Here is a 24,121-nt window from a genome sequence, read left to right on the forward strand (position 1 = left end):
TTTCAATGCAATGCTTCCGGCCGCCCCGTCGCCGTGACAGCGGCAGCTACAGCGCCCGGCGACTGCGCCGCGTTGTCGAGCCATGCATGCAGCGCCGCTTCGTCCAGCGCCGCCGACCAGAGCCAGCCCTGCCCCGTCGAGCATCCGTAGGCGGCCAGCCGGTCGCGCACGTCGGCAGACTCGATACCCTCTGCCACCGTCGTCACACCCATTTCGCGGCTCAGGGTAATCAACGCACTGAGAATCCGCGCGCTGTCCATGTCGTGCAACGCGCTGCCCACGAACGCGCGGTCCAGCTTCATTTCGTTGAACGGAATTCGCAGCAGCGAAAGCATTGACGAATAGCCAGTGCCGAAATCGTCGATGGACAAACCCACGCCGTCGATGCGCAGGCCCGTGAGCACGTTGCCCACGGCAATGGAATCGCTGAGCGCGCTGCCCTCGGTCAGTTCGAGCACGAGCGACGACGGCGGCACCGCAGACTCGAGCAGGCAGCCTCTGACGAGATCGCCAAACGTCGCATCGACCACCGAAGGCGACACGTTCACCGCGACGCTCACCTCCGGAAAACGGCCGCGCCAGCGCGCGCACGCGGCAAGGGACGCCTTCAGCATGAGCGCCGTGAACGCACGCGCCTGCCCCATGCTTTCGATGACGGACACGAACCGTTCAGGCCCAATAGTGCCGTGCTCGTCCGACTGCCAGCGCGCGAGCGCTTCGACACCCACCACCCGGCCCGTGCTGAGCGACACCTGGGGCTGGAAGTACGGCACGATGCGCCCGGCGGTCAGCGCGGACAGCACATCGTCGGAATGGCAGGGCGCGTCGTCGATGGGCTGCGCCACGGCAGCGGCATCGCGCCCGGCGCGCAGCAGCGCGGCGAGGCGGTCTTCGCAAATCGGCTTGCACAGCGAACCCGCCACGTGGACGCCGCGCGCCTCGGCGATACGCGAAACCGCATTGCGCGTGCGCTCGTCGCAGCCGCTGGCGAGAATCACGGTGCGCGGCACCGAATCGTTGCCGAGCGAGTGCAACACGTCGAGGCTCGTTCCGTCCTGCAGACGCAGATCGAGCAGCACCATGCGCACGTCGTCGTTCTGCAGATGCGTGCGTGCCTCGCTCAGGGTGGCCGCCGTCAGACAGCGCATGCCGAGCTTGCGCACCATGGCTTGCATGGTGCCGCGCTGCACGGGATCGTCTTCGATGATGAGCACGGCCCACTCACTGCCGGCTGTCGGCGCGTCAATCATGTGCGCCCCCATGAACGAGAAGGTCGGCAAGGCTCGCATGAACGCACGTGTAGACGGCTCCGATATGGGCGGAGGCCGCGTCCCGGTCGTCGGGCCGACCCTCCCGCGCCTGCTGCCCGGTCTCCTTCATGAGCCGCGAAAAGCCCATGGCGCCGACGTAGGCGCTGCTCGACATAAGGGTGTGGGAGAGCCGCGCCACTTCCATCCAGACGCCCCCCTCCAGCGCCGTGCGTAATGCGCTCACCTGTTGCGACGCCGTGTCGAGGTAGGTGGAGACGATGTCCAGCGCGACGTCGGGGCCGTCTTCGTCCGCGAGTTCGCGCAAGGCGTCGATGCAGGCATGGTCGATGGCCGCCGCCGCGCGGACCGCTTCGCAGATGGCCGCCGGGGCCGCCAGGGTCCCCGCGGCAGCGGACAGATCGCCGTCCTTCAGATGCGCCTTCACGACCGTGGAAAAGTCCGCGAACGTGAACGGCTTGGCCATGATCGCCGTCACGCCCACGGAGCGACATTGCACGACGTTGGCCGAGGTCATGTCGGCCGTGATCGCGATGATGGGCACGCTGGCCGTGCCGCGCGCGGCTTCGAGCGTGCGGATGGCCGCGGTCGCCGCAATGCCGTCCATCTTCGGCATGTGGCAGTCCATGAGGACGAGGTCGAAGCGGTGCTGTCCGAAGAGCCGCACCGCCTCTTCGCCGTCGCCCGCCAGTTGCGCGGCCAGCCCGAGCCGGCGCAGCGAAGCCATGGCCACGGCCTGGTTCGTCGGGTTGTCTTCGGCCAGCAGGATACGCGGCGCGTCGTGCACCGTCGTGCGCGCCGGCAAGGCCCTCGCATGCGGATCATTGTGGGATGTCATGGGGGCGCCTTCGTCGCGTGCAGCGGACGGCACGTGTGCGTGAGTGGAGGCTGCAGAGGAATGTTGGGCCAGCGTGAACGGCAGCACGACGGTAAAGGTGGTCCCCCGGCCGGGCTCGCTGTCGAGATGAATCTGTCCGTCCAGCCGTTTGACGAGTTCGCGTACGAGGAAGAGGCCCACGCCCGCGCCGTCGTGCTCGCGCGTGCGCGTTTCGTCGGCCTGCGCGAACGACGCGAAAATCGTCTCGCGCGCGCCGTGCGCAATGCCCGGCCCCGTATCTTTCACGACGATGGTGAGCACCACGCCATCCGCGGCATCCGCGCCATCCACGCCGCGGGCAGCCAGCGCGGTGGACAACGCGGTGGATAACATCACGCCGCCCTCTGCCGTGAACTTGATGGCATTCGACAGCAGATTCGCCACGATCTGCCCGACGCGGTCGGGGTCGGAGAGCACGCGGCACGCTTGCCCGAAGCTCTGGTGCAACAGCGTGAGGCCCTTCGCCTCGGCTTGCCGGCGATAGTGCGCCGCGACGGCGTCGAGCAGCGCCATCGGGTCGAACGCCTCGCGCCGAATATTGAGCGTGTTCGCGCCGATCTCCGCCACGTCGAGAATCTGGTCGATCACGCTCTTGAGCGCCGTACCCGACTCGCGAATGCTCATGAGCAGCGCGTACTGCTCGCCGGTCTGGTTGAGATCGAGCAGCAGATCGGCCGCGCCCACCACGCCGTTGAGCGGCGTGCGCAGTTCGTGGCTCATGCGTGCGAGAAACTGGTTCTTCGCCGCGTTCGCCACTTCCGCGACGGTTTTCGCCGCCATCAGTTCTTCGGCCAGCTGCTGCTGTTCGACAATCTTCTGCCGCAGCGATTGGTTCGCCACCGTCAGACGTTCGCGAGCATTGCGCAGCCCTTCGCGCGCGTCCACGAGACTCACCGCCGCATTGGCCACTTCCGTCTGCATCGCGTTGAAGCTGTGGGCCATTTCGCCCATCTCGTCGCGCGAACGCACGTACACGCGGTGGATGTCGATGGCCGCGTGCGCCGCATCCAGGTCGCCGCGTCCCAGCGCGCTCATGGCCGCGGAAAAATCGCGCAGCGTACCGGTCGCCAGCTTTTTCGCGGCCTTGCTGATTTCCTCGGCCGAGTGCGAGATCACCCCGGGCAATACGATGCCCACCGTGATGGTGAGCATCGCCACCATCACGAAGATGTCTTCGAGCACGGTGCGCCAGTGCAGATGGGTGGCGGGCAGGAGTGTCACGGCCTGCATGTAGCCGGCACCGTCCAGCGCGAGCACGAGCAGCATCGCGCCCGTGAGCCGCAGGTGCAGCGTCGGCGCAATGCCCGGCAGGCCCGCGCGCCGGCGGTCTTCCCACCGTCGCCACGCATAGGCGGCGGCGCCCGAATACGCCATCGCAAGACCGAACACGACCGTCGGCAAGCCGAACTGCTCGAAGCCGAGCACGGTCGCCACCGCCCAAACGCAGGCCGCCGCGAGACCCAGACCGATGGTGTAGCGCGGCGCACGATAGACGCGCACGGCGTGCGGCGCGTCGCGGCGAAGCAGCCACACGGCCACGCTCGGCGCGGCGATGCCGATGAGGTACGTGAAGTTGGCCGCAGCCACGAGCCAGATCGGATCGCCGATCAGCAGGAACGCAATCGCGAAGCCCGCGGTGACGAGCGTCGCGTTGACCGGCACGTCGTTGCGATTGCGCGTCGAGAGAAAGCGCGGCGCGAGTCCGTCGTCGGCCAGTTGCGAAAGCGTGCGTGCGGCGCCCGCGAGCGGCTGCATCGTGCCGTGGAACATGTTGAACATCATGAACCAGATGGCCGCCGATTTAGCCAGCGCCCCGAACACGGGCGCAAACGTGGGCCCGAGCACCTGGCCCAGATCGCCGCCGAGCGGCTGCGGCCCCAGCGTGCCGAGCCACACGAGCGGCAGCACGACGAAGTAGACGGAGGCCATCGCGGCGCTCGCCTTCATGGCGCGCGGCACGTTCTTCCCGGCGTCGCGCGTTTCGGCCACGTGGCACGCCGCGGCTTCGAAAGCCGGCGCCGCGAAGCCGATCAGATAAAGCCCCGCCATCAACGACGTGACGTTGCCGAACCAGCCGGCAAACGGCGTGGTGAGATGGAAGTCGACGGCGCGATGCCAGTCGGTTGCGCCCGTGAGCACCGGCGCAAGCGCCGACACGAAAGCGAGCAAGGCCGAACAGGTCGCGATGGGCACCGCGAGCCGCGTGACCCAGCGAATGCCCAGCAGATTCACGGCGGTGAACAACAGGACCAGCGAACAGGCGAGCACGGGCACTGCAATGTCGGGCAGGTACCACTCGTGGATCGCCGTGGCCGAGAGAATCGCGGTCAACCCGCACGTGGGCACCCAGCCCCACCAGTAGCAGGTGCCCGTGAGTGTCGAGAGAATGCGGCCATACGGCGCGAATGCTTCGGTGCAGGCCGCGGCAATGCCGCCCACGCGCCGGGGCGACATCATCACGAGTTCGATCCAGCCGGGCAGCGCCGCGTAGCTGAGCAGCAGCCCCACGATCAGCAAGGGGACCGCGGCGCTGCCCTGCCCGGGAATATCGCCCTGGCCCGCGAACAGCGCGGCGATCAGAAACAGGCTCTGATTGCTGCCGCCCATGGCGAGCGCCGTCGTGCCGATCCATCCGATGCAGCGTCGGTAAGGCTTCGCGGCGACAGCCTCGCCGGCGCAGGAGGCAGGCGCAATCACGCTTTCGACTCGAGGCAGGCCGGCGCCGCGGCACAGTCGCGGCGCGAGAGCACGTTGACGATCGCACGGTCGAGCGCTTCGGGGCTCACGGGCTTGAGGAGGTAATCGTCGAAGACAGCGGTGCGCGGATCGTCGAGCGGTCTCGCGTCGCCCGTGAGCGCCACGAGCGGCACCGGCGAGCCGAATTCGGTCTGCGCCTGCAATTCGCGCGCAAGCGAGACGCCGTCGAGATCGGGCATGTTGATGTCGAGCACGGCGAGGTCGAACGGCTTCGTGCGCAGCGCGGCGAGTGCATCGCGGCCGTTCGATACCGCTTCCACGCGATAGCCGAGCCGCTTCAGCAGAGCCTGGCCGATCTTGCGGCTCACGTCGTCGTCATCGGCAATCAGCACGAGCTGGTCGCTGCGGCTGAACGTGCATGCCGGGGTGGACAGGGTGCGACGGGTGGACACCGCGTCGTTCGCGGCCACCGAGGGAATCGTGCAGGTGAACGTGCTGCCCGCACCCGGCGCGCTCGTCACGTCGATCTTGCCGCCCATGCCGGCAACGAGCTTGCGGCAGATGGCAAGCCCCAGCCCCGTGCCGCCATAGCGGGTGCGCACGTCGGCGCCGACCTGCTCGAAGTTGCCGAACAGTTTGTGGGCGACACACGTGTCCATGCCGATGCCCGTATCCGCGACCGAGATGACGAGATCGATGCCCTGATCGTCACGCGCGCGCGTGCTGGCCGACACGGTCACGGTGCCCTGCGCCGTGAACTTGATGGCGTTGGAAAGCAGGTTCATCAGGACCTGCGCGATGCGCGTGCGGTCACCCATCACGGCTGCGGGCACGCTCGCGTCGATGTCGAGTTCGAGATTCACCGTCTTCGCCGACGTTTGCCCCTTCACGCTCGCCACGGCGCAGCGCAGTTCGCGCCGCAGATCGAAGGGCTCGTAGTTGAACGTGAAGCCGGTTGCTTCGAGCTTCGCGAGATCCAGCACTTCGTTGAGCAGGCGCATGAGGTGCTCGGTCGAATCGCGCAGCGCCTCGGCGGCGAATGCGTCGGGCTCCGCGCCGCCCGGCTGGCACATCAGCGACACGGCGCCCGCGATGGCGTTGAGCGGTGCGCGCACCTCGTGCGTCACCATGGCGAGGAAATCGGCACGCGCTTTCTGCGAGGCGAGCGCGGCCTGTTCCGCCTCACGCTGGCGCTGCAGTTCCGCTTCGAGACGCAGCGTCTGCGCGCGCAAACGAAGCTCGTCCACCACGAGCGCGGCCAAATCTTCGAGCGCCGCGGCTTCGGCCGGGCCGAACACGCGCGGCCTCGTATCGATGACGCACAGCGTGCCGATGCGTTGCGCTTCGCCGAACACGAGCGCCACGCCTGCATAGAAACGGATTCCCGGTTCACCCACGACGAACGGGTGTTCGGCAAAGCGCGGGTTTTTCGTGGCATCGTGCACCACATAGACGCCGTCCGTTTCGAGCGCCGCCTGGCAGAAAGACGATTCGCGCGGTGCCGTTTCGATCGTCACACCCACCTTCGCCTTGAACCACTGCTGGTTGTGCGTCGCAAACGAAATCAGGCAACCCGGCGTATCGAAGTATTCGCTCACCCGCCGCACGATCCGTTCGTAGGCGTCCTCAGGCAATGTATGAAGTATTTTCAGAGAATCGAGCGTCGCCTGCCGGCGTGCTTCAGACGCGTGCGCGTCGCGTGTGCGGTCGGCGTTACCCTCCTCCAGGCGGGGGCTCGCGCATGGCACGGTCAGTATGCTCATGGGAAATGGTCGCTTGTACGTTGTTGAAGTCTTCTGTGTAGTAACGACCACACAGTCATTAACTGAATAGCTCGACAGGCAATAAGAGCAATGTGCTCGCGCCCAATGCCGCTTCACCGTAGCTGTTCCCTTCCGCGGACCTTTTGATATGCCTCAAGCAGCCTCTCCAGGCCTTGATGGAAAAGGGTTTGGGCGCTTCTCGCCTGATCAGGAAACGCTCCATTAAGCTTTCTTCCGATCTTCGCATTGCGTGGTTTTTTCCTCACGTCGCGCACTGTGTAAAAAAAACCGCACGCAAAGCCGCCGGGCAACGCTCATTGAATGTCGGGCCATTAGCCTCGTGCAAACCCTGATGCAAACGATTTGCGCATGCATCGCAGTTCAGCAACGCCCGCCTCGGACGACATAACAAAAGATCGGTCAATACGAATCACGGAGGAAACCGCATGAACTTCAGACAAATGACGGTGCGCGCCAGGCTCACCTTAACCTTCGGCCTGCTGGCCGGCCTTGTGCTGCTGGTTTCGGGGCTTGCCCTGAACGCGCTCGGTAGCGCCAACGAGCGCTTCGCCGAATACGTGAGCGGCGCCAGTGCGCGCGCCCAACTGGTTGAGCAGGTTCGCACCGCAGTGGATCGGCGTGCGATCGCCGTGCGCAATCTCGTGCTCGTGACGACGCCCGCCGACATCGACATCGAAAAGGCAGCGGTCACCCAGGCACATGAGGACGTGCAGACGCGGCTCCGCCAATTGAAGGACGCGGTGACGAACAACGCTCGCGCGACCGAAAAAGCGCGCAGCCTCGTGGCCGAGATCGACCGCATCGAAACGCAGTACGGTCCCGTCGCGCTCGCGATCGTCGACGCCGCCCTGCACAATCGGCGCGATCAGGCTGTCACGATGATCGACAACCAATGCCGCCCGCTGCTCGCCCAGCTCATCGCCGCTGCCGACGCCTACGGAAACTTCGCGCGCGCTCGCGCCGCGCAGCAAAAGCAGGAGTCGGCCGAACAGTACGCCAGCCAGCGCAACCTCCTCGTCGGCATCAGCCTCGCCGCCGTTGCCGCCGCCGTCATCGCCGCATTGCTGATCACACGCTCGCTCACGCGCGCACTCGGCGCGGAGCCGGGCGATCTCGGCGACGTCACCCGCCGCGTCGCGGCCGGCGACCTGAGCCCGGTTCAGGGTGCCCAAAGTGCGCCGAAGGGCAGTGTGCTCGCCTCGATGGGCGAGATGCAGGCGAGCCTCGTACGATTGATCGCCCAGGTCCGCACCGCCGCCGACAGCATCGCCACCGGATCGAGCGAAATTGCTTCGGGCAACCAGGATTTGTCATCGCGTACGGAACAGCAGGCGTCTTCGCTGCAGGAAACGGCTTCGAGCATGGAAGAACTCACCTCCACCGTGCGTCAGAACGCAGAGAACGCGCAGCAGGCGAGCACACTGGCCGGCAATGCGTCCGAGGTCGCGCACAAAGGCAGCACCGTGGTGGGCCAGGTCGTGGAGACCATGACCGACATCAGCCACAGCTCGTCGAAGATTGCGGAGATCACCGGCATCATCGAAGGCATCGCGTTCCAGACCAACATCCTCGCACTCAACGCCGCCGTGGAAGCGGCGCGCGCCGGCGAGCAGGGCCGCGGCTTCGCCGTGGTGGCCAGCGAAGTGCGCAGCCTTGCGCAACGCTCCTCGAGCGCGGCGAAGGAAATCAAGGATCTGATTGCCGCCTCCGTGCAGAAAATCCAGGAAGGGTCCCGTCTTGCCGACGACGCGGGCAGCACCATGGTCGAAGTCACCCAGGCCGTGGCGCGCGTGACCGACATCATGGGCGAGATCGCGGCGGCCTCCACCGAACAGAGCCGCGGCATCGAGCAGGTCAACATCGCGATCACGCAGATGGACGAAGTCACACAGCAGAACGCGGCGCTCGTGGAGGAAGCGGCGGCGGCGTCGAAGTCGCTCGAAGACCAGGGACATCAACTGACCGAAGCCGTATCGTTCTTCCGGCTGAGTTCGGGTGACGACATCCGGCACAGTCGAACCGCTTCGGCCACGCACGCATCAGCCGCAAGCACCGCTGCAAGCCCCGCCGCGCGCAAGCCGGCGGCGACCCGTGCGCGCGTCACGCCACCCGCGGTATCGAAACCTGCCCCGGCTGCCAGGCCCACCGCTGCACCGGCGCTCGCGAGCGCGGATACGGGCCGCGACTGGGAAACCTTTTAATCCACCCCGTGCCGCTTCACTTCAGGAGAACACCATGAATGCAGTAGTCGAACCCGCGCTGCCCGCACGCGCTCGCGGCGAAGTTGCCGAGGCCGAAGCCGGCGCCCAGGAATTCGTCACGTTCCGGCTCGGCAACGAGGAGTACGGCATCGACATCCTGCGCGTGCAGGAAATTCGCTCCTACGACGAGCCCACGCGCATCGCCAATGCACCGCCGTTCGTGAAGGGCGTAATCAACCTGCGCGGCGTGATCGTGCCGATCGTCGATCTGCGGCTGAAGTTCGCGCTGGAACGCGCGGACTACGACGACTCGACGGTCGTCATCGTGCTCAACGTGGCGGCCCGCACGGTGGGCGTGGTGGTGGATGCGGTAAGCGACGTGCTGGAACTCGGTCCCGGCAACCGTCGCCCGGCTCCGGCCTTCGGGGCGTCGGTGGATGCGAGCTTCATCACGGATCTCGCCACGGTCGCGGGCGATGACGGCGAGCGCATGCTGATCCTGCTCGACATCGAACAGCTCATCGTAGCCGCAGATATCGGGCTCGTTGCCTGACGGCACGCGAGGCTGCGGCTCAGGGCTGCTGCCCCGCATAAAAACGCGCCGCCGCCTCGATCTCGTCGCGCGTCATCTGCCGCGCCACGTTGCGCATCTGCTCGCTCGTGTCGTTGTGACGGTCGCCCGCGGCGAATGCCAGCAATTGCGCGCGGATATAGACGAGCGGCTCGCCTTCCAGCCACGGCGCACCCGGCTTGTTGTCCGCCGGGCCGTGGCACGAAGCACAGGGCGCGATGTTGCGCATGGGCGAGCCGGTCGCGACGATGGCGGGCATGGGCAGCGCGGCCGCCGTGCCCGTGCTGGTGTTCATGCGCGGCAGCGACGCGTAATAGGCCGCCAGGTCCTTCATGTCCTGATCGCTGAGATTGGCGGCCATCGGGCTCATCACCGCGTTCACGCGCGCGCCGCTCTGGAAGTCCTTCAACTGCTTGTAGACCACACTCTCGTACTGGCCCGCCAGATTCGGCGAGTTCGCAAAGCTGAGCCCCTGCGGGCCGTGGCACATCGTGCAGCGCAGGGAGAGCGTGGCGCCGCGCCCGATGGAAAGCGCATCCGTGCCCGCGAAGGTCTGCGGCGTGAGCACCGCCGTGCTCGTCTTCACGGACGACACCACCGGCTGCTCGACGAGCCACTTCTGCGGCACGCCGGCCGCGCTGCAGATCGCGTTCCAGAGCCCCGTGAACTGCGGGTCTTTCTGCGCCGAGGGCAGCCACACGAACCCGATCAGGATGGAGACGACGGCAATCGCGAGCGTGAGCCCCACGCTCACGGTGAACCACGGGTTGCGCAGCGAGAAGAGGCGCGCTTCGGGAGGCCGCGGCGTGCTCATCGCTGCGCTCCCATCCAGACGGCCGGCACCGAGGTCTGCTTCAGCACCATCAGCTGCGCAATCGGATAGCCGTAGTTGACCACGGTGAGGCCGATCATCAGTGCGATCCAGAGCCCGAAGCTGTTGAGCGCGACCGGCAGCGTGCGCGGCGGATGCACGGCCACGCTGAACTCGAACTTGCGCGCGGGCGCGGGGGCACCCTGATGCCCCCGCGCGAGCACGATGAAAAACAGCACCGCCGAGGCCACCAGAATCAGCGCGCCGAAGAACGAGATCACGACGGTGATGGCCTCGGGCGCAATCGCGGGATTGCTGTAGTCGAAGAACGCCATACGGCGCGGCATGCCCAGAATGCCCGCGTAATGCCACGGGAACGTCGTGACCATCATGCCGATGAACCAGAGCCACAGCTGCCAGCGCATCAAGCGCACGCTCGCGAGCGCACGGCCCGTCAACTGCGGCCACAGTTCATAGGCAATCGCGAAGTACATGATGACGATGGCGCCGCCGAAGATCAGGTGGAAGTGCCCCGTGATCCACTGCGTGTTGTGAATGGTCGAGTCGAGCTGGTAGCTCATGTTGATGAGGCCGCCGGCCCCGCCAAAGCCCAGCATCACGAACGAGAACGCCACGGCCAGCATCATCGGTTCGTGCCAGGGCAGCGCGCGTATCCAGCCGAACACACCCTTGCCGCCGCGCAGCCGCCCCGCAATTTCCACGGAGGCGCAGATCGTGAAGACGGTGAGCAGCGTGGGCACCGCAACGAGCGCGGTGAACACCGACTGCAGGAACTTGAAGCCCGAGCCCACCTGCGGATCGGCAAAGAGATGGTGAATGCCGATCGGCATGGCCACCACGAGAAACAGGATGAACGAGATGCGCGCCATCTCGTCGCTGTAGAGCCGCCCGCCCACGGCGCGCGGCACGAGCGTGTAGTACGCGATATAGGCCGGCATGAGCCAGAAGTAGACGATGGCGTGCAGCGTCCACGAAAAGAACACGCGCGCGAGACCCGAGTCGATGGTGGACGTGAGGCCCAGCGCGACGGGCAGAATCTGGAACAGGATTTCGATGGCGGCGCCCACCGCCGTCCAGGCCCAGAGATACGAGCCCGCGACGTTCGCGAACATGGGCAGCGGCACGGGCTTGCCCGGATTCGCCTTCTTCCAGACATGCAGGTTCACGGACATGAGCGCCACCCAGATCCACGAGCCCACCACCACGAGCACCACGCCGATGTAGTAGAAGGGGCTGCCGATCATCGGCGGATAGAACGTGTAGAGCACCGAGGCACGGCCGAGCGACACCGGCACCATCGCCACAATCGAGCCCACCACCACGAGCCACCAGCCCGCCCACGCCCAGCGCCGGCCGACGAGCCTTTGCTCGAGCGAAAGTTCGGTGATCGCGTAGCCGAAGCCCATGGCGATCAGCGTCGGAAACACGTAGGCCATCACGGACCCGTGCGCGGTCACCGAGCGGTAGTACAGCTCCGGCGCCGAAAGCCATGCATGCAGCGGACTGCGCACGTACATCTGCCAGGCGCCCAGCAGCAACGCCACCCCGAAGGTCGCGAAAGCAAACCAGAAATGCGCGAGCACGAGTCGTCGGTTATTTAACACAGCTGAGCCTCCGCGCGCCGGCCGCGAGTGTGTCGAACTGGGCGGCATCGATCACCTTCACATGTGCCCACATGCCTTCGTGGCCCGTGCCGCAATACTCGTGGCACGGCATCAGATGGTCCGCCGGTTCGTTGAACGTGGTGCGAAACGTCGCGACGTAGCCGGGCTCCACCATCGAGTTGATGTTCGTGTCCGCAATCAGGAAACCGTGCACGACGTCGGCGCTCGTGGCGCGGAACGTCACAGGCGTACGCGCGGGAACGAGGATGCATTGCGGCGTGAACGAGTACTGCTGCGCGACGATGCGGACCGTAACCGAGCCGTCCGCCTCGCGCGCCGTGCCGAGATTGCTCTCCACGAATTCGCCGGAGACGTGCAGCGTGGTGGGGTCGATGGTTTCGACGCGCGAGGGCGGCATCATCGCCCAGTGCAGGCCGGTGAAGACCACCATCGCCACGAGCAGCAGCAGAATGGCCACCGCGAAGATGGCCCAGCGCCGTTCGGTGCGGGCCGCGACCTCGTGGCCATCGTGGCCATCGTGGCCGTCGGCGTGGCCCGGCAGCGGACTGTTTGGAGTGTTCGGGACGTTCGACATGGGCGCAGGTTTACTGGATAACGCCGCGAGGCAGGAACACGAGGAAGTAGAACGCGAACCAGAGCGCAATCACGATGGCCGTCGCAATGCCGGCGAGCGCCACGGCGCCTTTCGGGCCGGCGCGCACGATGTCGGCCACGCGCCCTTCGTCGTCGGCGGGACGCGGGCCGCCCGCCCCCGGTGGTACTCGTTCGCCAGTCGACTCGCTCATGGCTTCCCCTCAGTACAGCGGCGCCGAACGCAGCGCATTGGCATCTTTGGCCGACACCGGCGTGCCGTGGTTGCCCCACGCCGTGCGGATGAACGTGACGACCGCCGCTACCTCGTCGTCGGACAGCGACTGGGCGAACGGCGGCATGCCGTAGGGCATCGGGTTCTTCGCCGTGCCCGGCGCGTAACCCCCGTTGAGCACCATGCGGATCGGATTCACGGCCGAGGTCATCTGGATGGACTGGTTATTCGCGAGCGGCGGGAAGTCAGGCAGCTTGCCCTCGCCGTTCTTGCCGTGGCAGGTGGCGCACTGCGCGTCGTAGATCTTGCTGCCGAGCTTGAAGAGCAGATCGCGCTCGTCGCGCGACATCGCCGAAGTTGCCGCAGCCGCGCCCTCGCCGCCGTGCTGCGGCAGCGACTTCAGATAGACAGCCATGGCGCGCACGTCGTCGTCGGAAAGGTATTGCAGGCTGTCGTACACCACTTCGGCCATCGGACCGTACACAGCGCCGCGCCGCGACACGCCCTTTTGCAGCAGGTCCGCGATCTCGTCGATGCTCCATTCGCCGAGGCCCGCTTCGCGGTTCGACGTGAGCGACGGCGCGTACCAGTCCTGCATGGGAATCAGCCCGCCTTCGAAGGCCTTCGACTCCGAACTGCCGCCCAGCGCGTTGATCGCCGTATGGCACATGGAACAGTGCCCGAGGCCCTGCACGAGATACGCGCCTCGATTCCATTCCACCGACTTCGCAGGATCGGCCTTGTACTCGCCCTCGCGGAAATACAGCGTGCGCCAGCCGAGCAGCAATTGCCGGTTGTTGTAGGGAAAGCGCATCTCGTGCGGACGGTTCGGCTGCTTCACGGGCGGCACGGACTTGAGATACGCGAAGATCGCGTCGCTGTCTTCGCGCGTGACCTTCGTATAGGCCGCGTAGGGCATCGCGGGATAGAGCAGCGAGCCGTCGCGCGAACGGCCGGTGTGCATCATCGAATAGAACTCGTCGGCGCTCCATTGGCCGATGCCGGTTTCGTCGTCGGGCGTGATGTTCGGCGAATAGAGCGTGCCGAACGGCGTGGGCATGGCGCGGCCGCCCGCGAAGAGCTTGTCGCTCGGCTTCGTATGGCAGGCGATGCAGTCGCCCGCACGGGCCAGATATTCGCCGCGCTTGATGACATCGGCCTGGCTGGAGCCGCCCTGCGCCAATGCGAGCGGCGTGCTGGCTATCACACCGAAACCCACGCAGACACCCAGCGCGAGCGCGGCGCCGAGGCGAACGGCCAGCGTCTTCGCCACGCGGCGAACCGGAAAGGACCGGAAGGACCCCAAGACCCGGGGGGACGGAAAGAACAGGATGCGCACCGTGGGCTCCGTCATTGGGGTTCGCTTCCGCAGGCGATGGGCAGCTTCAGGCTTCGCGCAGGCGCGGGCGCCGGATTCGCCGGCCCGGGCGATGCGGCGAGCCAGGCAGCAACCGCCGTGATGTCGTCGTTGCCGAGACGCGAGGCGACGTCGTGCATGCAGTCCGGCGCAATCGAGCTACGTGTGCCGTAGCGCCATGCGCCAAGCTGGGCGCTGATGTATTGCGCATGCAGACCGAGCAGGCCGGGAATGGCCGGGTCCATGCCCGTGAGCGCGGCGCCGTGACAGGCGGCGCAGGCCGGAATGTTGCGCGTGCGGTCGCCCTCTTTCACGAGTTGCTGGCCGCGCCGCAGTAGCTGCGGGCTCACGGCCGGCGTCGAAGCAGGCGGGTATGGCGGACGCTGGCGCGCGAAGTAATCGGCGATGGTTTTGAGATATGCGTCGGGCAGATACGCCAGCAGATAGTTCATCGGCGGATATTGCCGGCGGCCATCGCGAAACGCTGTCAGCTGATTGTAGAGATAGCCGGCCGGCTTGCCGGCAAGCCGCGGGAAGTAATCGTTATCGGTACCCTCGCCCTCTTTGCCATGACAGGCCGCACACGCGAGCACGCGCGCCTGCAGGGTGTCGGGCGCACGCTCGGCAGACGTCCCCTGCCCGAAGACGAAGCCCCAAGGGAAAACGCACAGCAGGATGGCAACAGCGGTTCTTCTCAGCATCGGTGGCAATGCCCGTTGTTATGGCTGTCCGACGATTGTAGTCAATGAATCGGAAAGTAAAAGGTTTGAAAGTGAATACGCCGCAAGCGCCGCGAAGCAGCAAGGGACGTGCCGCGGGCAGGCGCGCGGCTGGCCCTGTCGAAACGGGCAAAACTGGCTCTGTGAGACGAACCGGTTTGCCGCCACAATCGGAATTGCCTCGGGATTGCCGCCTGCGATCCCGCAGCCCAATCCGTGGAAGAGCCATGTACGTACCCGCCCATTTCGACGAACCTCGCACCGAGGTTCTGCATGCGCGCATCGCGCAACATCCGTTCGGCACGCTCGTTACGCACGGCAAAGGCGGGCTGGACGCCAATCACCTGCCCTTCGAGCTGGCTGCCGCCGAAGGTCCGCTCGGCGTGCTGCGCGCACACGTGGCGAGAGCGAATCCGGTCTGGCAGGACGTGGCGAACGGCGACGAGGTGCTCGTCATGTTCCACGCGGGCGACGCCTACATCTCGCCCAACTGGTACCCGAGCAAGCAGGTGCATCACAAGCAGGTGCCGACGTGGAACTACAGGGTCGTCCACGCGTACGGACGCATAACGGTGCTCGACGACGAACGGTTCCTGCGCGGACTCGTCGGCCGGCTCACGCGCACGCACGAGGCGGCGCAACCGGCGCCCTGGAAGATGGGCGATGCGCCGGCGGACTATATCGACACCATGCTGAAGTCGATTGTCGGGCTGCAGATCGATATCACGCGCCTCGTGGGCAAGAGCAAGATCGGCCAGAACAAGGAAGCGGAAGATGTCCGTGGTGCGGGCGAGGCGCTCAAGGCAGGCGGCCACACAGAGTTGGGCGAGGCCATGCTGGCAGTGGCGGCCGGGAAATCCCGATGACGCCGCGCGCGGGCATCGCGTAGTTCGTCGTCGATATCAGGCCACGTCGCATCACGCTGTTCATTCGAAGAGATCCGATCCCCATGTCAGGCAACACGCTCTTTTCGGCCAACCTGCTGCTCGCCTATACGGCGTATTTCGTCGGCGTCGCGAGCCCCGGGCCCAGCAATCTCGCGATCATGTCCATTGCCGCGCATCATGGCCGCAAAGCCGCCCTCGCCTTCGCACTGGGCGTGATTTCCGGATCGATGTTCTGGGCGACGGTGGCCACAGCCGGCATCTCGGCCGCGCTGATTGCGTGGTCGCAATTCATCGTCGCAGTGAAGGTTTTCGGCGGCGTGTATCTGCTCTGGCTCGCCTTCAAGTCGGCGCGCACTGCGCTCGCCGCACAGCCCGCTGCCACGCCGCGCGACGCGCAGGCCGAGCCGCTGAAGCGGCTCTACACGAAAGGCGCGCTGCTGCATCTCACGAACCCGAAGGCGATTCTCGTCTGGGTGTCGATCGTCGCGCTCTCGTCGAATCACGTGGGGCCTGCCCACGACGCCGTGGTGCCGGGCTGCGCGGTGATCGGCATGGTGGTGTTCAGCACGTATGCGCTCGTGTTTTCCACCGCGACGGCCAGAGCGGCTTACGTGAGGACGCGCCGCGTGCTGGAAGGATGCCTCGCGGTCGTGTTCGGAGTGGCCGGCATCCGGCTGCTGGCGTGGTCGTCCCGATAACCGTCGCGTGCGCCCGCCTCAGGCCGGCACGTCGTCCACCTCGCTTCGCGCATAGCGGCCGGGCGGCATGCCGACGTGCCGCGTGAACGCCACGCCGAAGGCACTCACCGATCCATAGCCCACATGGGCGGCGATCTCCGCAATCGACCGGTCCCGTTGCCGCAGCAGCCGCTTCGCGAGCGCCATGCGCCACGTGAGCAGGTATTCCATGGGCGCCACACCCACCGCGCGGCTGAAGCGTTCGAAGAACGCCGAGCGCGACATCGCGGCCTCGCGCGCCAGTTGAGCGATGGTCCAAGGCTGCGCGGGATCTTCGTGCATGCGCCGTAGCGCGAGCGCGAGCTTTGCATCGGCAAGTCCGCGCACGAGGCCAGGTGACGCCGCCGTGCTCGCGGTCGAGCGCAGCGCCTCGATCAGCAGCACTTCGAGCAACCGGGCCATCACGATTTCGCGCGCCGGGCGGTCTGCGCGCGATTCGTCACCCACCAGTTGAACCAGCGTGGAAAGGCGCGACGCCCCGCGCACGTGCACCCATTGCGGCAGAAGCGAAACCAGCAGCGCAGAGTCCGGCGAGCCGAACACGCAGTGGCCCACGAGCATGCGCACGTTGACGGGCTCATCGGGATTGCCCACGCGCGCGCCGCCGGGAATCGGCGTGATGGGCGAAGCAACGGCGTCACCTTCGTCAGGCGGCGGCCCATTAAGGCTGGATGTCGCGAAGCGGCGCGCGGCGGGAAGCAAGGCGAAGTCGCCTTCGTTGAGCGTGATCGTTTCGCTGCCTGTCGCTCCGTCTATGGTCAGACGGCAGCCGCCTTCGAGCACGGCGAGATAAAACGGACGACCGGTCTCGCTGCGGCGCACAGCCCACGTGGCGGAGGCCACGACGAGTTTCGAGAACGGCGCGCCTGGCTGCAACAACGACACGACTTCGGCGAGGGGGTCGACCATTCTGGACGATCTCAACAAAGAAATGGATCTCGAAGTATAGTTCGTCCGAAATCGGGCCGCTATCGTACAGGCATTGCCAACCGATGGAGTTCCCGATGTCCCCTGTTTCCACCGTTCTTATCACCGGCTGCTCGTCCGGTTTCGGACTTGAGACCGCGCGGCTTTTCCTCGACAAGGGCTGGCGCGTTATCGCAACGATGCGCACGCCGCGAGAGGACTTGCTGCCGGCGTCGGAGCGGCTTCGCGTGCTGCCGCTCGACGTAACCGATATCGAGAGCATCCGGCGTTGCATCGAAGCGGCCGGGCCGATCGACGCGCTCGTCAACAACGCCGGCGTCGGCATGGCGGGACCGCTGGAAGGAATCGATCTGAACCACGCCCGCACCGTCTACGAGACCAACACGCTCGGCACCATTGCGATGACGCAGGCCGTGCTGCCACAGTTCCGGCAGCGGCGTGCGGGTGTGGTGGTGAACGTGACGTCGACCGTGACGCTGAAGCCGTTGCCGCTGCTCTCGGTCTACACGGGCAGCAAGGCGGCCGTGAATGCGTTCACCGAATCGCTCGCGCTGGAGCTGGCGCCCTTCGATGTGCGCGTGCGGCTCGTGCTGCCCGGACGCTCGCCCAGCACGAGCTTCGGCAACAACGCCCGCCGCCTGATGAGCGAAGATGTGCCCGAGCCGTACGCCGCGTTCACGCAAGGCGTCTTCGCCTCGATACGCGACACGAGCACGCCGGTCACGTATGCCGAGGACGTCGCCGCAGCCGTGTGGACCGCCGTGACCGATCCCGCCGCGCCGATGCGCCTGCCCGCCGGAGCCGATGCCATCGCAACGGCGCTCGCGGCGCAGTGAACGTCCTCTTCGTCGCTTGCCGTTACGAAAGCGACCGCAGGTGATTGCGCAGCCTGTCCACCTCGCCTTGCGCGAACGGCTTCTCGATTTCGGTGTGCGTCTGCTGCCACACCGGGAACGCGCGGGCGAGCAATTGCTCGCCCGCCGGCGTCAAGCGAAGCCGACGGCTGCGCCTGTCCTGCGCGTCCTGCTCGATGACGACCAGTTCGCGCCGCTCCAGCGGCTTGAGCGCAGCCGTTAGCGTAGTGCGATCCATTGCCAGCAGCGACGCCACGTCTTTCATTGCCGGCGGCTGAGGCCGATTGAGCGACATCAGAAGCGAGAACTGCCCGTTCGTGAGATCGAACGGGCGCAACGCCTCGTCGAACAGGCGCGCAAGATTGCGTGCTGCCCGCTGCATGTGCAGACACAGGCAGCAGTCGCGCACCATCAGCGTGGTTTCGAAAGGAAGAGACTTCGGAAGCTTTTTCGCGTGTGCCATGTTGCAATTATGTTGATATCAACCTATATTGTCAACGCCGGGCCGCAACATCCCGTTGCGCCCGTCAACAGAAGGAGGAGGCATGAGCGATCAAACGTTGTTTCTCGCCGTTTTCCTCGGCAGCAAGGACAATCCGCGCATGAAGACATGGCTGGCGCTTTCCGAAGAAGAACGGCGCGCCAGGGAACGGGAAGGCATCGCCGCATGGGGCGCGTGGGTCGACAAGCACAAGGCAGCCATTGTCGAGATGGGTGGTCCACTTGGCAAAACAAAGAACGTGAGCGAACAGGGCATCAAGGATGTGACCAACGCGCTCGCCGCGTTTACAGTCGTACGGAGTACTTCGCATGACGAGGCGGCCAGAATGTTCGAGGGCCATCCGCATTTCACCGTTTTCCCGGGTGAGTCGATCGACGTGATGCCCGTTCTACCTATCCCTCACATGTGAAAGGCGCTGTCTCGCGGTATGTAAAAACATCGATACAGCCGCTTGTTCACGAGCGACGGCGGTTTTTTGGAGGAAGATGATGAGACTTTACGGATTTGCTGGAACGCGCTCGCAGCGCGCGCTTTGGGGCCTCAAGGAAGTCGATGCCGACTTTGAATTCGTGTCGGTGAATCTGCGCGAAGGCGAGCACAAGCGGCCCGAATTCCTGCGCATCAATCCTGCGGGAAAGGTACCGGTTCTGATCGACGGCGACCAGATCATTCCGGAATCCGCAGCAATCGTTCTGTATCTCGCGGACAAGTATCCCGAGAAAGGGCTGATGCCCGACGACCTGCGCGAGCGCGCACAGGCGTATCGCTGGACGCTGTTTGCAGTGACCGAACTCGAGCAGCCGCTCTGGCGAATCACGCGTCACACCTTGCTTTATCCGCCCGAGAAACGTTCCCCCGCCGATATCGAACTCGCGCGCGAAGACTTCAAGACGATGGCCGCGATTCTCGACAGGCATCTCGATGGGCGCCAATTCATCGTCGGCAACGCGCTCTCGGTGGCCGACTGCGTGACCGCGTATCTGATCGACTGGGCCAACGAACTGCATCTGATCGATACGTTCCCGCAGTTGCAGGCCTACCTGGAACGTCTGTATGCGCGTCCGGAAGCGCCGCAGCGTATCGCCGAGGCACGCATGGCCGCGTGAGGGTGCTTCGCCGTCATAGCGGCCAGCGTTTGCGCGAGACAACGGCGAAACTTACTGCTATCGCCCCACCCTGCCCGGACGTCGCGTCTTCCGGGGGCGTCATGTCGAAGCGTGGCCGACGCACGCGCGCGTTGCGACTGGAAGAAGCGCCCGGCAACGGTTCGGCCTGAGACGCCGAGTCGTTGCCGGCTGCGTCGGTTCGCGCTGCCTCGTGCAGGCAGTCGCAGATCTCTTTGGAAGCCATGAGGCGTCGCTCGTAAAAGGGCATGTCCGTATTGAACACGCCACGCATCGATCAGTAAAATGAATGATTCGATCGATACGATAACGTGCCGGAATGGAACTCAAGCTACTGAGAGCGTTTTTGACGGTCGCCGAGCTACGGCATTTCGGACGCGCGGCCGACGCCCTGCATATGAGCCAGCCTGCCTTGAGCAAGCAGGTGAACGCGCTGGAAGCGAGCGTGGGCGGAAAGCTCTTCGAACGCGGGCGGCACGGCGCTGCGTTGACGCGCTTCGGCGAGGGCTTCCTGCCCGACGCGAAGGCACTCGTCTACGACGCCGATGAAATACTCGGGCGTGCGCGCGAAGCCAGCAGCGGCACGCGCGGACACTTGCGGGTGGGCATCTGCCTGTCCGTGCTGACGCTTGCGCCGCAGATCATCGCGGACTTTCGCCAGCGGCGTCCGGGTATCGCGGTCGCGCTGAGCGACCTGTCCTCCGACGAGCAAATCGGCCGCATTCAGGCGGGCAAGCTGGACGTGGGCTTCATGCGCCTCTCCCGTACCGAGGGCCTTTCTTCCCTGAACGTCGTCGACGAGCGGCTCGCGCTGGCGTTGCCGCCCAGCCTTGCGCGCGTGCGTCTTCCGTCCGACTTCGGGAAGCTGAACGAAATGGGCTTCGTGGCCTTGCGGCGCACACGCGGCCCCGGGCTCGCAGCGCAAATCGAAAACTGGTGTCGCGAACATCGGTTCGTGCCGAACGTCACGCAGCAGGCCGACGATGTGCAGTCCGTTCTCGCGTCGGTCGCTGCGGGCGTGGGTGTCGCGTTCATTCCGTCGCGGGCCGAGCACCTGTTGCGGGACGCCACCGTTGTGCCGCTGCGCGGCAAGCATGCAACGTGGCGCGTGGGGCTGGTATGGGCCAGCGGAGCGCACAACCCCGTGACCTCGCAGTTCGTGTCGTTCGTTCGCGCGGCCTTGAAAAAAGGCTGACCGAAGCGGTGGCCCCCAACAATGGGCCCACCGCTTCGCGCAGAACCATCTCAACCGCGCTGCCCCGCCGCTTCGAGAATGAGCTGCGAGATCTCCTCAGGATGGGAGATCAGCGAGAGATGGCTCGACTTCAATTCGATGGTTTTAGCGCCCATGCGCTTGGCCATGAAGCGTTCGAGGTCGGGATTGATCGTGCGGTCTTCCGTGGAAACCGCGTAGAAGCTCGGTTTCGACCGCCACGCCGCCTGCGTCGTCTTGCCGGTGAGCAATGCCTTGTGGAACGGCTCCTGCACTGCAAAGAGCAGCTTGGCCTTCGCTTCAGGCAGGTCGCCCGCGAAGTCGCGCAGGAAGGCTGCCTCGGTCAGGCGCCCTTCGTCGCCGTCGAAGACGATTCCAGCGGAGGCCGGCGGCGTCGGATAGGTCCGGGCCAGCGCCGTGTAGTCCTCGCCCGCATCCGGCGCACGCGCGGCCACGTAGACAAGCGCCGAGACGTTGGGATGCACGCCGGCTTGCGTCACGATCATGCCCGAGAACGAATGCCCGACCAGCACCGTGGGACCATCCTGCCGGTCCAGCACGCGCTGGGCCGAGGCAACGGCTTCGGGCAGCGTGGTCAGCGGGTTTTGAACGGAGGTGACATTGAGACCCGCGGCCTGCAATCGCGGGATCACGTCCGACCAGCACGACCCGTCAGCAAAGAGCCCATGCACGAGCACGACATTGCGCGCCTTCGCAGGAGCCGGCATGGCGGCCATGCCGCGCGAGGATATGAGCGAGGCGGCGGCGCCTGCAATGAGTGCCGCCGAGAAGCTACGTCTGTTCATCGTCATCGTGCGTCTTCCTTCCTGGTGGGTTGCGGTGTGTGCAATAACGAACTAGCGGCCTTTGTATTCCATGGCGGGCCGGGGTTGGCCGGCGCGCGCGGCCTTGATCGCGGATGCGAGCCCTGCCGTCGCGTCCTCCGTGTCGAAGAGCGGCATCGCGATATCGAAGAGCGCCTCATCTGCGGCATCGATACCGCCCACGGCCCACGTACGAAGCAACGCCTTGTGGGCAGCGTGCGCGCGTGTCGGGCCTCGAGCCATCTTCAACGCGAAAGCCTCGGCTTGCTCCAGCAGTTGCGCATCGGGCACCACGCAATTCACCACCCCGAAGCGCTCCATCGTGGCAGCCGGTACCGGCTCCGACGTGAACGCCCATTGCGCGGCGCGAAAGCGCCCCGCTCGCTCCGCAACGCGATAGATGCCGCCCAGCATCGTGGCGATGCCCAAGGTCTGTTCGGGATGACCCAGGCGTGCGGACTCCGCGGCGAAGACCACATCCGCGCGTAACGCGAGTTCCAGACCGCCGCCGAAGCAGAGCCCCTGCACGGCGGCGACGACAGGCAACGGCAGTCGCTCGAAGCGATTGAACGCGTTCATGTAGCGCTCGAAGAGCGAGCGCAACGCGGCGCGGGACATGCCCTCCCACGGAAGAATGTCGCCACCGAAGCTGAAGTCGGGGCCTGCTGCGCGAAGCAGCACGGCACGCGCGTCGCTCTGGCCGATGGTCGTCAACGCATCGTCCAGTTCGCCGATCATCTGCTCGGCAAGACGGTTCTGCGGCGGATTGTCGAGGCGGATCGTCGCGACCTGGTTCGAGATGTCGAGCAAGAGATGAGCCATGTTCAACCCTGTGGTGATGAGAGATGCTCGCGGAACCATTCGACAGCCGCACGGCTCGCTTCGGGGAAATACTGCTGGTACGCGTCGAAGTGTCCGCCCGGAATCATCGCAAGCCGCTTGGGCTGCAATGCTTTCTCGTACGCGGCGAGCGCCAGATCGGTGGCGGTGATGGTGTCGTGCGAGGCGACGACCATCAGCAGCGGCGTCGGCGAGACGCGCGAAACCCACACGCCCGGCTCGTACATGCGAGCGGCACGCGTGGAGCGCACGGTTACGGAATTGTCCCAGGTGCCGTCGGGAACGGGCTGCTGGTAGAACGCGAGCGCGTCCTGCGTGCGGTACGCCGCGGGCACGGCCGGATCGTCGCTCACGACGGCCTGGCGCATGGGCGCCTCGCCGCGGGCCTCGCCGCGCTCGTCGTTCGCAAAGGTCTCCTCCATCGACGCAACGAATTCCGGTGCCACGCGCCGCAGCCCCTGCTCGTAGCCGCTGATGGTGGGCACCTGCGCCACCACGCAGCGTAAGCGCCGATCCGTCGCGCCCAACACGATGGCATGGCCGCCGGCGTAACTCGTGCCCCACAGACCGATGCGCGCCGCATCCACGCCCTCGTACGATTCCAGAAACGACAGCGCGCGACGCCAGTCGCCAATCTGCCGCCACGGGTCGATGTCTTGCCGCGGCTCGCCTTCGCTCGCGCCAAAGCCGCGATGGTCGTGAAGCAGCACGATGAAACCCGCTTGCGCGAACGCACGCGCAAAGCGCTCTATGCCGTGCTCTCGCGTGCCCGCATACCCGTGGGCCATGGAGATGGCAGGCAAGCGCGTGCCATTGCCCGCGGGCACGAACAGCCACGCCCGCAGCGTGATGCCGCCTTCTGCTTCGAATTCCACGTTTAGACGTTGGACCACGGTCACGCCTCCTTGCTTCATCGGGTGAAACGAGCCGCTGACCCGATGCAGCAGCGGGTCAGCAGCCTCGTTCGGGAAAGACCACGTCGCCGCATGGTGCGCGGCGACGGCAAGAGAAACGACGGGTTCCAGCTACTTCGTCGGCACGGGAACAATCGCCGAGATGCGCCAGCCGTCTGCTGTGCGGATCGCGATTTCGTTGACGAGAAACTGGAACGTGGCCGCTGGTTGGCCTGAGGCGCCGGCCGTGATGCGCGTGGGGGCGTAGAGGTGGGCTGTGTCCGGCCCGAGCGGAATCACGCGCATGGCCTCCTCGTCCGGTTCGAATTGCCACGTGCCGGCGAAAACCGCGCGGAAGTGATCAAGAACAGCCTCGCGCCCCCAGAAGGTGTAGGCGCGCGCGACGAAGTTCACGGGGTCGGACTGGCCGGCAGGCGGGCGCGCGAGGATCGAGTCCATGACCTCGATGTCGTGGGCCGTTTCAGCCGCCGCCTGTCGCAGGAACAGCGCGCGAATGTCCCGTAGGTCCTCGGGGCTCATCGTCGAAAAGGCACGAACGTTCACAGTGACCTCGCAAAGCGGAT

The 24,121-nt window shown here is 65.8% G+C and carries 23 protein-coding genes; 8 read left to right on the forward strand and 15 right to left on the reverse strand.

Annotated features, from left to right (window positions below):
* Window positions 1–2: 2 nt before the first annotated feature.
* From PKKP23_RS03350 to PKKP23_RS03360, 3 genes are read right to left on the reverse strand one after another with little or no spacing between them, the layout of a single operon-like run.
* Window positions 3–1,250: an EAL domain-containing response regulator gene (locus PKKP23_RS03350; protein ID WP_161978065.1), complete on the reverse strand. Its 1,248-nt coding sequence runs from the start codon at window positions 1,248–1,250 to the stop codon at window positions 3–5.
* The gene (locus tag PKKP23_RS03355; RefSeq protein WP_126875781.1) at window positions 1,243–4,842 is read right to left on the reverse strand and encodes an ATP-binding protein; all 3,600 of its coding nucleotides are present in this window, start codon (window positions 4,840–4,842) and stop codon (window positions 1,243–1,245) included. Before PKKP23_RS03355 ends, PKKP23_RS03350 begins: the two co-directional genes overlap by 8 nt.
* On the reverse strand, window positions 4,839–6,605 hold the full coding sequence (locus tag PKKP23_RS03360; protein WP_126875782.1) for a hybrid sensor histidine kinase/response regulator: 1,767 nt from the start codon (window positions 6,603–6,605) through the stop codon (window positions 4,839–4,841). The genes PKKP23_RS03355 and PKKP23_RS03360 overlap by 4 nt, the downstream gene beginning before the upstream one ends.
* A 446-nt stretch (window positions 6,606–7,051) precedes the next feature.
* On the opposite strand from PKKP23_RS03360, the gene PKKP23_RS03365 reads away from it, so the two are divergent.
* Together PKKP23_RS03365 and PKKP23_RS03370 are read left to right on the forward strand one after the other, a co-directional pair.
* Window positions 7,052–8,827 (forward strand): methyl-accepting chemotaxis protein, encoded by a 1,776-nt coding sequence (locus PKKP23_RS03365; protein WP_126875783.1) that lies wholly within the window; start codon window positions 7,052–7,054, stop codon window positions 8,825–8,827.
* Window positions 8,828–8,861: 34 nt separating this feature from the next.
* Window positions 8,862–9,380, forward strand: coding sequence for a chemotaxis protein CheW (locus PKKP23_RS03370; protein ID WP_017777928.1), 519 nt, complete (start codon window positions 8,862–8,864; stop codon window positions 9,378–9,380).
* A gap of 19 nt (window positions 9,381–9,399) precedes the next feature.
* On the opposite strand, the gene PKKP23_RS03375 is transcribed toward PKKP23_RS03370, so the two are convergent.
* The 6 genes from PKKP23_RS03375 to PKKP23_RS03400 all read right to left on the reverse strand — a co-directional run bounded on the left by PKKP23_RS03375 (window position 9,400) and on the right by PKKP23_RS03400 (window position 14,718).
* The gene (locus tag PKKP23_RS03375; RefSeq protein WP_126875784.1) at window positions 9,400–10,212 is read right to left on the reverse strand and encodes a c-type cytochrome; all 813 of its coding nucleotides are present in this window, start codon (window positions 10,210–10,212) and stop codon (window positions 9,400–9,402) included.
* Complete coding sequence (locus PKKP23_RS03380) at window positions 10,209–11,834, reverse strand: b(o/a)3-type cytochrome-c oxidase subunit 1 (protein ID WP_126875785.1); 1,626 nt, start codon at window positions 11,832–11,834, stop codon at window positions 10,209–10,211. Before PKKP23_RS03380 ends, PKKP23_RS03375 begins: the two co-directional genes overlap by 4 nt.
* Window positions 11,824–12,429 (reverse strand): cupredoxin domain-containing protein, encoded by a 606-nt coding sequence (locus PKKP23_RS03385; protein ID WP_240658710.1) that lies wholly within the window; start codon window positions 12,427–12,429, stop codon window positions 11,824–11,826. The genes PKKP23_RS03380 and PKKP23_RS03385 overlap by 11 nt, the downstream gene beginning before the upstream one ends.
* Window positions 12,430–12,439: 10 nt before the next feature.
* Entirely contained in the window at window positions 12,440–12,640 is a 201-nt protein-coding gene (locus tag PKKP23_RS03390) for a hypothetical protein (protein ID WP_026122072.1), read from the reverse strand.
* A 9-nt stretch (window positions 12,641–12,649) separates the two neighbouring features.
* Window positions 12,650–13,933 (reverse strand): c-type cytochrome, encoded by a 1,284-nt coding sequence (locus PKKP23_RS03395; protein WP_126875786.1) that lies wholly within the window; start codon window positions 13,931–13,933, stop codon window positions 12,650–12,652.
* A gap of 77 nt (window positions 13,934–14,010) precedes the next feature.
* Window positions 14,011–14,718 (reverse strand): c-type cytochrome, encoded by a 708-nt coding sequence (locus tag PKKP23_RS03400; protein ID WP_017777923.1) that lies wholly within the window; start codon window positions 14,716–14,718, stop codon window positions 14,011–14,013.
* Window positions 14,719–14,963: 245 nt separating this feature from the next.
* Between PKKP23_RS03400 and PKKP23_RS03405 the strand changes: the two genes are divergently transcribed.
* Window positions 14,964–15,602: an FMN-binding negative transcriptional regulator gene (locus tag PKKP23_RS03405; protein WP_126875787.1), complete on the forward strand. Its 639-nt coding sequence runs from the start codon at window positions 14,964–14,966 to the stop codon at window positions 15,600–15,602.
* An 83-nt stretch (window positions 15,603–15,685) separates the two neighbouring features.
* Window positions 15,686–16,321 carry a LysE family translocator gene (locus tag PKKP23_RS03410; protein WP_126875788.1) on the forward strand — a complete coding sequence of 212 codons (636 nt, stop codon included), beginning with the start codon at window positions 15,686–15,688 and terminating at the stop codon, window positions 16,319–16,321.
* 18 nt (window positions 16,322–16,339) lie between these two features.
* On the opposite strand, the gene PKKP23_RS03415 is transcribed toward PKKP23_RS03410, so the two are convergent.
* Complete coding sequence (locus tag PKKP23_RS03415; RefSeq protein WP_126875789.1) at window positions 16,340–17,269, reverse strand: AraC family transcriptional regulator; 930 nt, start codon at window positions 17,267–17,269, stop codon at window positions 16,340–16,342.
* Window positions 17,270–17,364: 95 nt separating this feature from the next.
* On the opposite strand from PKKP23_RS03415, the gene PKKP23_RS03420 reads away from it, so the two are divergent.
* Window positions 17,365–18,123 carry an SDR family oxidoreductase gene (locus PKKP23_RS03420; protein ID WP_126875790.1) on the forward strand — a complete coding sequence of 253 codons (759 nt, stop codon included), beginning with the start codon at window positions 17,365–17,367 and terminating at the stop codon, window positions 18,121–18,123.
* Window positions 18,124–18,145: 22 nt separating this feature from the next.
* On the opposite strand, the gene PKKP23_RS03425 is transcribed toward PKKP23_RS03420, so the two are convergent.
* Window positions 18,146–18,604 (reverse strand): MarR family winged helix-turn-helix transcriptional regulator, encoded by a 459-nt coding sequence (locus PKKP23_RS03425; protein WP_017777918.1) that lies wholly within the window; start codon window positions 18,602–18,604, stop codon window positions 18,146–18,148.
* Between the two features lie 82 nt (window positions 18,605–18,686).
* Here PKKP23_RS03425 and PKKP23_RS03430 point away from each other — a divergent pair, with 82 nt between their 5' ends.
* The 3 genes from PKKP23_RS03430 (at window position 18,687) to PKKP23_RS03440 (ending at window position 20,962) form a co-directional block, all read left to right on the forward strand.
* The gene (locus tag PKKP23_RS03430; RefSeq protein WP_017777917.1) at window positions 18,687–19,052 is read left to right on the forward strand and encodes a hypothetical protein; all 366 of its coding nucleotides are present in this window, start codon (window positions 18,687–18,689) and stop codon (window positions 19,050–19,052) included.
* Between the two features lie 79 nt (window positions 19,053–19,131).
* A complete protein-coding gene (locus PKKP23_RS03435) occupies window positions 19,132–19,749 on the forward strand; it encodes a glutathione S-transferase family protein (RefSeq protein WP_026122071.1) in 618 nt (205 codons plus the stop codon).
* Between the two features lie 337 nt (window positions 19,750–20,086).
* On the forward strand, window positions 20,087–20,962 hold the full coding sequence (locus tag PKKP23_RS03440) for a LysR family transcriptional regulator (RefSeq protein ID WP_126875791.1): 876 nt from the start codon (window positions 20,087–20,089) through the stop codon (window positions 20,960–20,962).
* Between the two features lie 50 nt (window positions 20,963–21,012).
* Here the strand turns inward: PKKP23_RS03440 and PKKP23_RS03445 are convergent, their stop codons facing one another.
* From PKKP23_RS03445 to PKKP23_RS03460, 4 genes are all read right to left on the reverse strand, one after another.
* Window positions 21,013–21,792: an alpha/beta fold hydrolase gene (locus PKKP23_RS03445; RefSeq protein WP_126875792.1), complete on the reverse strand. Its 780-nt coding sequence runs from the start codon at window positions 21,790–21,792 to the stop codon at window positions 21,013–21,015.
* Between the two features lie 45 nt (window positions 21,793–21,837).
* Window positions 21,838–22,626: an enoyl-CoA hydratase/isomerase family protein gene (locus PKKP23_RS03450; RefSeq protein ID WP_126875793.1), complete on the reverse strand. Its 789-nt coding sequence runs from the start codon at window positions 22,624–22,626 to the stop codon at window positions 21,838–21,840.
* 2 nt (window positions 22,627–22,628) lie between these two features.
* Window positions 22,629–23,537 carry an alpha/beta hydrolase gene (locus tag PKKP23_RS03455; RefSeq protein WP_026122069.1) on the reverse strand — a complete coding sequence of 303 codons (909 nt, stop codon included), beginning with the start codon at window positions 23,535–23,537 and terminating at the stop codon, window positions 22,629–22,631.
* Between the two features lie 132 nt (window positions 23,538–23,669).
* Window positions 23,670–24,101: a YybH family protein gene (locus PKKP23_RS03460; RefSeq protein WP_126875794.1), complete on the reverse strand. Its 432-nt coding sequence runs from the start codon at window positions 24,099–24,101 to the stop codon at window positions 23,670–23,672.
* Between the last annotated feature and the right edge of the window lie 20 nt (window positions 24,102–24,121).

This window comes from Paraburkholderia kururiensis JCM 10599 = LMG 19447 (genome assembly GCF_003986935.1).
GTDB lineage: Bacteria > Pseudomonadota > Gammaproteobacteria > Burkholderiales > Burkholderiaceae > Paraburkholderia > Paraburkholderia kururiensis.

Coding starts and splice junctions, on each gene's coding strand:
- PKKP23_RS03350 (WP_161978065.1), bottom strand. CDS start 1,250: ATGATTGACGCGCCGACAGCCGGCAGTGAGTGGGCCGTGCTCATCATC.
- PKKP23_RS03360 (WP_126875782.1), bottom strand. CDS start 6,605: ATGAGCATACTGACCGTGCCATGCGCGAGCCCCCGCCTGGAGGAGGGT.
- PKKP23_RS03365 (WP_126875783.1), top strand. CDS start 7,052: ATGAACTTCAGACAAATGACGGTGCGCGCCAGGCTCACCTTAACCTTC.
- PKKP23_RS03370 (WP_017777928.1), top strand. CDS start 8,862: ATGAATGCAGTAGTCGAACCCGCGCTGCCCGCACGCGCTCGCGGCGAA.
- PKKP23_RS03375 (WP_126875784.1), bottom strand. CDS start 10,212: ATGAGCACGCCGCGGCCTCCCGAAGCGCGCCTCTTCTCGCTGCGCAAC.
- PKKP23_RS03385 (WP_240658710.1), bottom strand. CDS start 12,429: ATGTCGAACGTCCCGAACACTCCAAACAGTCCGCTGCCGGGCCACGCC.
- PKKP23_RS03390 (WP_026122072.1), bottom strand. CDS start 12,640: ATGAGCGAGTCGACTGGCGAACGAGTACCACCGGGGGCGGGCGGCCCG.
- PKKP23_RS03400 (WP_017777923.1), bottom strand. CDS start 14,718: ATGCTGAGAAGAACCGCTGTTGCCATCCTGCTGTGCGTTTTCCCTTGG.
- PKKP23_RS03405 (WP_126875787.1), top strand. CDS start 14,964: ATGTACGTACCCGCCCATTTCGACGAACCTCGCACCGAGGTTCTGCAT.
- PKKP23_RS03410 (WP_126875788.1), top strand. CDS start 15,686: ATGTCAGGCAACACGCTCTTTTCGGCCAACCTGCTGCTCGCCTATACG.
- PKKP23_RS03415 (WP_126875789.1), bottom strand. CDS start 17,269: ATGGTCGACCCCCTCGCCGAAGTCGTGTCGTTGTTGCAGCCAGGCGCG.
- PKKP23_RS03420 (WP_126875790.1), top strand. CDS start 17,365: ATGTCCCCTGTTTCCACCGTTCTTATCACCGGCTGCTCGTCCGGTTTC.
- PKKP23_RS03425 (WP_017777918.1), bottom strand. CDS start 18,604: ATGGCACACGCGAAAAAGCTTCCGAAGTCTCTTCCTTTCGAAACCACG.
- PKKP23_RS03430 (WP_017777917.1), top strand. CDS start 18,687: ATGAGCGATCAAACGTTGTTTCTCGCCGTTTTCCTCGGCAGCAAGGAC.
- PKKP23_RS03435 (WP_026122071.1), top strand. CDS start 19,132: ATGAGACTTTACGGATTTGCTGGAACGCGCTCGCAGCGCGCGCTTTGG.
- PKKP23_RS03440 (WP_126875791.1), top strand. CDS start 20,087: ATGGAACTCAAGCTACTGAGAGCGTTTTTGACGGTCGCCGAGCTACGG.
- PKKP23_RS03445 (WP_126875792.1), bottom strand. CDS start 21,792: ATGACGATGAACAGACGTAGCTTCTCGGCGGCACTCATTGCAGGCGCC.
- PKKP23_RS03450 (WP_126875793.1), bottom strand. CDS start 22,626: ATGGCTCATCTCTTGCTCGACATCTCGAACCAGGTCGCGACGATCCGC.